Source organism: Cupriavidus sp. GW823-FHT07A04, from assembly GCF_058794615.1.
In genome coordinates, this window is the sequence record NZ_JBXAHA010000002.1 from 507,454 (window position 1) to 515,988 (window position 8,535).

Consider the following 8,535-nt stretch of genomic DNA (forward strand, 5'->3'; position numbering starts at 1 on the left):
CCCTAGCCCCCAGGAGAGTTCCGCAATGAATCGTCGCCAACTGATCAAAATGGGTGTTGCCACCACCGGGCTGTCGCTCGCCGGTGTGCCTTTCCACGTCCTCGCGGCCGGCAAGAAGGGCGGCGTGATCAACGCGCTCGTCCAGCCTGAGCCTTCCGGCCTGATGATCGGCATTACCCAGAACGGCCCCACCCAGCTGATCTCCGGCAACATCTATGAGGGCTTGCTGCGCTACGACGAAAAGCTGGAACCGCAGCCAGCGCTGGCGACCTCCTGGACGGTAAACCCGGCTGGCACCGTGTACACGTTCAAGCTCAAGCCCAAGGTCACCTGGCATGACGGCAAGCCGTTTTCCGCGGCCGACGTGGTGTTCTCCGCCGACGTGTTCCTGCGCAAGACCCACGCCCGGCTGCGCGCCAACCTGGCGGCGGTGGAGAGCATCCGCGCGGTGGACCCGCTCACGGTGGAGTTCAAGCTGAAGTACCCGTTCAGCCCGTTCCTCGGCATCTTCGAAGTGGGCACCATGCCCATGGTGCCCAAGCATATCTACGAGGGCACGGATTTCCTGACCAACCCGGCCAACGCCAAGCCCATCGGCACCGGCCCGCTGAAGTTCAAGGAATGGGTGCGCGGCTCGTACATCCAGCTGGTGCGCAATGACGCGTATCACCAGCCCGACGTGCCGCTGGTCGACAGCGTGTACTTCCACGTGATCCCCGATGCCTCGGCGCGCGCCGCGGCGTTCGAGTCCGGCAAGGTCGACCTGGTGCCCGGCGGCGCGGTGGAGTACTTCGACGTGGCGCGCCTGAGCAAGCTGCCCGGCGTGCAGGTCACCACCAAGGGCTGGGAGTTCTTCGCGCCGCACTCGTGGCTGTGGGTCAACAACCGCAAGGCGCCGATGGACAACATCAAGTTCCGCCAGGCGCTGGCCTTTGCCATCGACCGCGACGCGATCGCCAAGGTGGCATGGCAAGGCTATGCCAAGAGCGCCACCGGCCCCTTCAACAGCCATATCAAATACGCCAGCACCGACGTGGCCAAGTATCCGCGCGACCTGGCCCGCGCCAAGCAGTTGCTGACCGAATCCGGCTACAAGGGCGAAACCCTGCGTCTGCTGCCCCTGCCCTACGGCGAGACCTGGACCCGCTCCGCCGAGATCGTTCGGCAGAACCTGCAGCAGGCCGGCGTAAAGATCGAGATGACCCCCACCGACGTGGCGGGCTGGGGCGAGCGGCTGAACAAATGGGACTACGACCTGGCCTTCACCTATGTCTACCAGTACGGTGACCCGGCGCTGGGCGTGGCGCGCAACTACACTTCGGACAACATCGCGCAAGGCTCGCCCTTCAACAATGTGGAGGGCTATCGCAACGCCAAGGTCGACGAGTTGTTCCAGGCTGGCGCGCGCGAGATCGACCCCGCCAAGCGCGCAGCGATCTACCACGAAGTGCAGAAGATCCTGGTGGACGAGATGCCGGTGGTGTGGCTGCACGAGCTCAACTTCCCCACGCTGTACCGCAGCCGCATCAACAATCCCATCAGTTCCGGCATCGGCCTGAACGACGGCATCGGCCGCGCCTGGCTGGCGTGATGGCAGTCATCTTTATCTCTGGGGCAAAGCCATGAGTCGTACGCAGCGCATGCTAGGCCGGGTGGTACAGGGCGTGATCGCGATCCTGGTCATCGCGACCGTCAACTTCCTGCTGATCCGGGCCGCGCCGGGAGACCCTGTCTCGGTGATGGCTGGCGAGGCCGGGGCCTCCGACCCGCAGTTCGTGGCGCAGTTGCGCACGCAGTTCGGGCTGGACAAACCGGTGCCGGAGCAGCTTGCCACTTACCTCGGCCATGTGGTGCACCTGGACCTGGGCTACTCCTACCGCCAGCAGCAGCCGGTGCTGGACCTGATCCTGCAGCGCCTGCCTGCCACGCTGATCCTGACCGGCAGCGCCTTCTTGCTCTCCGTGCTGTTCGGCGTGGTGCTGGGGGCGTGGGCTAGCCGGCGCGCGGGGAGCTGGGTGGACAACGCCATCACCCTGTTCGCCCTGGTGTTCTACGCAACGCCCTTGTACTGGCTGGCGATGATGGCGGTGCTGCTGTTCTCGGTCAAGCTCGACTGGCTGCCCGGCTTTGGCTACTTCACCGTGGGGGCGGACCTGCATGGCCTGGCGCTGGTGTTCGACATTGCCACGCACCTGGTGCTGCCCGCGCTCACGCTGGCGCTGTTCTACATGGCGGTGTATGCGCGCATGACGCGGGCCTCGATGTTGGAGGTGGCGCAGATGGATTTCGTCAAGACCGCACGCGCCAAGGGTGTGCGGCCCGGGCGCATCCAGCGCGCCCACATCCTGCGCAACGCCCTGCTGCCGGTGGTGACGCTGGCCGGCATCCAGGCCGGCGGCATGATCGGCGGCGCGGTGCTGACCGAGACGGTGTTCGCCTGGCCGGGCATTGGCCGCCTGATGTTCGACGCCCTGCTGCAGCGTGACTACAACCTGCTGCTGGGCTGCTTCCTGGTCACCGCGGCCATGGCCGTGTTGTTCAACCTGTTGACCGACTTTGTCTACACGCTGGTCGACCCGCGGATCGAGATGCAATGAAAAACACTTTCTGGCGGCGGTTCTGCCGCAACAAGGCAGCCGTGCTCGGCATGGTGGTACTGGTGGGCTTTGCCGTGCTCGCGCTGTTCGGGCCGTGGATGGCCGGGCATGATCCCTGGGACATGGTGCAGCAGCCGTTCCTGCAACCGATGCAGGAACCCGGCTTTGCCATGGGCACCGACACCATGGGGCGCGACATCCTGGCGGGCGTGATCCACGGCGCGCGCATCTCGCTGCTGATCGGCGTGGTGTCCACGGTGGTCTCGCTCTTGATCGGCGTGACGCTGGGCGCCATTTCCGGCTACTTCGGCGGGTGGATCGATGCGGCGCTGATGCGCTTCACCGAGCTGTTCCAGGCGGTGCCGAGCTTTGCGCTGGCGCTGGTGCTGGTGGCGATCTTCGAGCCGTCCATCGGCTCCATCGTGGCAGCGATCGCCATCGTGTCCTGGCCGCCGGTGGCGCGCCTGGTGCGCAGCGAGTTCCTCACGCTGCGCCAGCGCGACTTTGTGCAAGCCGCGAAGCTGGCCGGGCAATCGACACCGCGCATCATCCTGTCGCAGATCCTGCCTAATGCCAGCTCGCCCATCGTCGTGATGGCCTCGCTGATGGTGGCGACCGCCATCCTGCTGGAATCCAGCCTGAGCTTCCTGGGTCTCGGCGACCCGAACCACATGAGCTGGGGCTATATGGTGGGCTCGGCGCGCACCGTGCTGCGCCAGGCCTGGTGGATGGCGGTGTTCCCCGGCACGGCCATCCTGCTGACGGTGCTCGCGCTCAATATGGTGGGCGAAGGCCTGAACGACGCGCTCAATGCGCGCCTTGGCGGGAGTGGACGATGAGCACACCGGTACTAGATATCCAGGACCTGAGCATCCGCCTGCCTGCTGGCGGCGACCGCGCGCTGGCGGTGCAGGCAGCCTCGCTGACGCTGGAAGCGGGCCAGACGCTGTGCGTGGTGGGCGAGTCCGGCTCCGGCAAGTCCATGATCGCCAATGCGGTGATGGGCCTGCTGCCGCGGCCCCATGTGGAGCCGGTGGCCGGGCGCATCCTGTTCGAGGGCCAGGACCTGCTGCAGCTGGATGACGACGCCATGCGCGAGCTGCGCGGGCAGAAGATCGGCATGGTGTTCCAGGAACCCATGACGGCGCTCAACCCGGTCATGCGCATCGGCGACCAGATCGCCGAAGTGTTCGACGCGCACCAGCGGCTGGGCGCGGCCGAGAAGCGCAAGCGCATCGTGGCGGCGCTGGCCGACGTGGGCCTGCCCGATCCGGAGCTGCTGTATGACAGCTACCCCTTCCGCTTGTCGGGCGGGCAACGCCAGCGCGTGATGATCGCGTGCGCCATGGCGCTGGAGCCGCGCCTGCTGATCGCCGACGAGCCCACCACCGCGCTCGACGTCACCACGCAAGCGCAGATCCTGCAACTGATCCGCGAGCTGCAAAAGCGGCGCGGCATGGCCGTGCTGTTCATCACGCACGATTTCGGCGTGGTGTCGGAGATCGCCGACCAGGTGGTGGTGATGCAGACCGGCACCATCGTCGAGACCGGGCCGGCCGCGCGCGTGCTGACCGATCCGCAGCATTCCTATACCCGCAAGCTGATCAGCGCCATTCCCGGCGGGCACCTGCGCCAGCCGCCCGTGCAGGTGGAGGTCAACCGCGTGCTGCAGGTGCAGGACCTGTGCAAGACCTACCGCACCGGTGGCGGCCTGCTGCGGCGCGGGCGCGAGGTGCAAGCCGCGCGCAACGTGAACTTTGAGCTGCTGCGCGGGCAAACGCTCGGGCTGGTGGGTGAATCGGGCTCCGGCAAATCGACGGTGGGCCGCTGCATCGTGGGCCTGGCGCCGTTCGACAGCGGCCGCATCGTGATCAACGGGCGCAACCTGTCCCAAGGCGGCGGGCTGCTGCAGCGCGCGGGCGGCAAGCTGCAGATGGTGTTCCAGGACCCTTATGCCTCGCTCAATCCCCGGCATCGGATCGGTGCGGCCATCGCTGCCGGCCCCATCGCGCAGGGCGTATCGCGCCAGGAGGCACAGGCGCGCACGCTGGAGCTGCTCGGGCTGGTCGGGCTGGGGCCGGAGGCGGCCGAGCGCTACCCGCATGAGTTTTCCGGCGGGCAGCGCCAGCGCATCGGCATTGCCCGGGCGCTAGCGATGCAGCCGGAATTGCTGGTGGCGGACGAGCCCGTCTCCGCGCTGGATGTGTCGGTGCAGGCGCAGGTGCTGGAGCTGTTCGCCAAAGTGCGCGAGCAGTTCAAGCTGGCTATGGTCTTTATCACCCACGACCTGCGCGTGGCCGCGCAGATGTGCGACAAGATCGCCGTCATGCAGCGCGGCGAGGTGGTCGAGTACGGCGAGACGGCTCGCGTGCTGAGCGCACCCGAGCATGCCTACACGCGCAAGCTGATCGAAGCCATCCCGCGCCTGACCCGGGTGCAGGAGGCAGCGCAGGCACCCGAGACACCAGAAACACCAGAGCCAGCCCGCCTGCAAGCGGTCGGGGGCTACGCATGACCCGCACCGACCTCGACAATCTGGCCGGAACACGCAACAAGATGGACATGACGACAACCAAGCCTCCCTGTGTGGCACTGCTCAGCAGCGTGCTCGACATGCACTACCTGGTACCCGCCTTCCGCGCGGCGGCGCCCGGGCTGGACCTGCGCGTGGGCGCCGACCTGGGCACGCTTGACGACATCGATGCCGCGGTCTGCTGGGCGCCCCCGCCCGGCTTGCTGGCGGCCATGCCCAAGCTGAGCCTGGTGCAGTCGCTGGGCGCGGGCATCGACCACCTGCGCAGCGATCCGGACCTGCCGCCAGGGCCAACCGTCTGCCGCATCGTGGATACCGCCATGGCGGGCACCATGACGGCCTACGTGACGTGGGCCGTGATCCAGCACCAGCGCAGCATGGGCGCCTATCTGGCCAGCGCGGCGGCCGGGCAGTGGCAAGAGCAGCCCATCGTGGCGCCGTCGCGGCACCGGGTGGGCATTGCGGGGCTGGGCACGCTGGGCATTGCCAGCGCCCGCGCGCTGCAGGCGGTGGGCTATGCGGTGCGCGGCTGGAGCCGCAGCCCCAAGGCGGACCTGCCCGAGGGCGTGGAAGCCTTCCACGGCCAGGACGGCCTGGATGCCTTCCTGGCGGGCTGCGACGCGCTGGTTTGCCTGCTGCCGCTCACCGCGCAGACGCAGGGTTTCCTGTGCGCGGACCTGTTCGCCCGCCTGCCGCGCGGCGCGCACTTGATCAACGTAGGCCGGGGCGGCCACCTGGTCGAGGCCGACCTGCTGCGCGCGCTGGACGACGGTACGCTGGGCGCGGCCACGCTGGATGCCTTCCAGCACGAGCCGCTGCCATCCGGGCATCCGTTCTGGCGGCATCCGCGCATCAACGTCACGCCGCATGTGGCGGCCCGCACCGATCCGGCGACGATCGCGCGCCAGACGCTGGATAATCTGGCCCAGCTGCGCCGCGGGCAGCGACCTGCCGTGGCAGTCGACCCGGCACAGGGATATTGATATTGACGCGTTTGACCTTGGCATGCCGCTGCCCCAGCACTCCGACACACCCGATACCAACAACAGGACGTCACTGACATGACCGTCGCCTTGCCCTCCCACGCCGCCCTTGCCGCAGACGATATCGCGGCCCATCTGCATCCCTTTACCAACCTGGCCGCCCACCCCGGCGTCGGCCCGCTCGTCATCACCAAAGGCGACGGCATCTATGTGGAGGACGACCAGGGCAAGCGCTACCTGGAGGGGATGTCCGGCCTGTGGTGCAGCTCGCTCGGATTCAGCCATGCGCGCGTGATCGAGGCCGGCGTGCAGGCCATGCGCACGCTGCCCTACTATCACACGTTCAACCATCGCTCCAACCCGGCGGCCATCATGCTGGCCGAGAAGCTGGTGGCGATGGCGCCGGTACCGATGTCCAAGGTGTTCTTCGCCAACTCCGGCTCGGAGGCCAATGACACCGCCGTGAAGCTGGTCTGGTATTACCACAACGCCATCGGCAAACCGGACAAGAAAAAGATCATCGCGCGCACCAACGCCTATCACGGCGTCACCGTGGCAGCGGCGAGCCTGAGCGGCCTGCAGGCCAATCACCGCGATTTCGACCTGCCCATCGACCGCATCCTGCGCGCTGGCTGCCCGCACCACTACCGCTACGGCGCGCCGGGCGAGAGCGAGGCGGCGTTCGCCAGCCGCCTGGCGCAGGAGCTCGAAGCACTGATCCAGGCGGGGGGCCCGGACACCATCGGCGCCTTCATCGCCGAGCCAGTGATGGGCGCGGGCGGCGTGATCGTGCCGCCAGCCACCTACTTTGCCGAGATCCAGGCCGTGCTGCGCCGCCATGACATCCTGCTGATCGCCGACGAGGTGATCTGCGGCTTTGGCCGGACCGGCGCGATGTTTGGCTCCACCACCTACGGCATGCGGCCCGACATCCTCACCTGCGCCAAGGCGCTGTCCTCCGGCTACATGCCGATCTCGGCGGTGATGGTGTCGGAGAAGGTGCATGCGGCCATTGCCGCCAACAGCGGCAAGATCGGCACCTTCGGCCATGGCTTCACCTACTCGGGCCATCCGGTCACTACGGCGGTGGCGCTGGAGACGCTGCGCGTCTATGAGGATGACCACATCCTCGATCACGTGAACGCCATCGCGCCCCACTTCCAGCAAGCGCTGCGGGCCTATGCCGGGCGAGCGCTGGTGGGCGAGGTGCGCGGGGTCGGCCTGCTGGGCGCGGTCGAACTGGCGGCGGATCCGGCGGCGCGGCGCGCCTTCGACCCGGCCCTGAAGGCTGGCCCGCGCCTGGCTCAGCTGGCGCAGGAGCACGGCCTGATCGTGCGCGCCATGGGCGACACCATTGCGTTCTGCCCGCCGCTGATCATCACCGAGGCGCAGATCGACGAGCTGTTCGCGCGGTTCGAGCGCGCCATGGTGGCGCTGGAGCGTGAGCTCCCGGCCGGCAGCAAGGGAAGCAATAGCGGCCATGGTGGCAACAAGGCTGCAGCCTGATGACCGGCCCGGCCAATCCTTCGCTACGGCTCACCACGGCGAGTGCGCGCCGCGATGGCATCGCGCTGTTCTTCTGCGCGCTGGTGGCGTTTGCCAGCTACGACGCCTTCTGCAAATGGATGCTGCGCGACCACTCGGCGCCCATGATGAACCTCACCCGCTATGTGTCGGTAAGCGTCATCGCGCTGGTGTGGCTGGTGCGCGAAGGCGACCTGAAGCTGTGGCGCACGCCCTGCAAGTGGCTGCTGCTGGCGCGCGGGCTGGCGCTTGGGATCGTGGCGAGCTGCTTCATGGCCGCGCTGGTGCACATGCCTCTGGCAGAGGCCACCGCCATCTACTTCACCGCGCCGCTGATCATGGTGGCACTGTCGCCGGCGGTGCTGGGCGAACGGGTGGGGCGCGCGCAGTGGGCGGCGGTGCTGGCCGGCTTTGGCGGCATGCTGCTGATCGTGCGGCCCGGCGGCGACCTGCCGCTCGTGGGCACGGTGCTGATGATGGTCTCGGCCGTATGCTACGCCGCCTTCCAGCTGCTGACGCGCCGGCTGGCCGGCGTGGTCGCCGGGCCGGTGCTCTATGCCTGGACCGCGCTGATCTGCCTGGTGGTGACCGGCGTGCCGGCGCTGGCGACGCTGCCTGAGGTCATGCCGCCCGCGCCCGACATCTTGCTGATGATGACCGGTGGCGCCTGCAGCGGCCTGGCCCAGTTGCTGCTGCTGGCCGCCTTCCGGCGCGTTGCCGCCTCCACGCTCGCGCCGCTCAATTACTTTCAACTGCTGCTCGCCGTGCTGATCAGTACCTTTGTCTTCCAGCGCCCGCCCGATGGCATCGCGCTGGCGGGCATCGTGCTGATCATGCTGTCGGGCGGCTACCTCGCATTGGGGGGGGGGGAGGGGGCGGTGGGGGGGGGGGAGGGGGG

At 67.9% G+C, this 8,535-nt stretch carries 7 protein-coding genes; all 7 read left to right on the plus strand.

Annotated features, from left to right (window positions below; all coding sequences use genetic code 11):
• Nucleotides 1-25 precede the first annotated feature (25 nt).
• On the plus strand, nt 26-1,591 hold the full coding sequence (locus AC1Q7Q_RS05645; RefSeq protein ID WP_492372089.1) for an ABC transporter substrate-binding protein: 1,566 nt from the start codon (nt 26-28) through the stop codon (nt 1,589-1,591).
• A 31-nt stretch (nt 1,592-1,622) separates the two neighbouring features.
• Nucleotides 1,623-2,597, plus strand: coding sequence for an ABC transporter permease (locus AC1Q7Q_RS05650; RefSeq protein ID WP_043354633.1), 975 nt, complete (start codon nt 1,623-1,625; stop codon nt 2,595-2,597).
• A complete protein-coding gene (locus AC1Q7Q_RS05655; RefSeq protein WP_174428021.1) occupies nt 2,594-3,436 on the plus strand; it encodes an ABC transporter permease in 843 nt (280 codons plus the stop codon). Before AC1Q7Q_RS05650 ends, AC1Q7Q_RS05655 begins: the two co-directional genes overlap by 4 nt.
• Complete coding sequence (locus AC1Q7Q_RS05660) at nt 3,433-5,112, plus strand: dipeptide ABC transporter ATP-binding protein (protein WP_492372088.1); 1,680 nt, start codon at nt 3,433-3,435, stop codon at nt 5,110-5,112. Before AC1Q7Q_RS05655 ends, AC1Q7Q_RS05660 begins: the two co-directional genes overlap by 4 nt.
• Nucleotides 5,109-6,113, plus strand: a complete 1,005-nt coding sequence (locus AC1Q7Q_RS05665) for a 2-hydroxyacid dehydrogenase (RefSeq protein ID WP_492372087.1) — start codon at nt 5,109-5,111, stop codon at nt 6,111-6,113. The genes AC1Q7Q_RS05660 and AC1Q7Q_RS05665 overlap by 4 nt, the downstream gene beginning before the upstream one ends.
• A gap of 78 nt (nt 6,114-6,191) precedes the next feature.
• A complete protein-coding gene (locus AC1Q7Q_RS05670) occupies nt 6,192-7,619 on the plus strand; it encodes an aspartate aminotransferase family protein (protein ID WP_492372086.1) in 1,428 nt (475 codons plus the stop codon).
• On the plus strand, nt 7,619-8,535 hold a 917-nt coding region (locus AC1Q7Q_RS05675; protein WP_492387136.1), incomplete at its 3' end, for a DMT family transporter. The genes AC1Q7Q_RS05670 and AC1Q7Q_RS05675, both read left to right, overlap by 1 nt.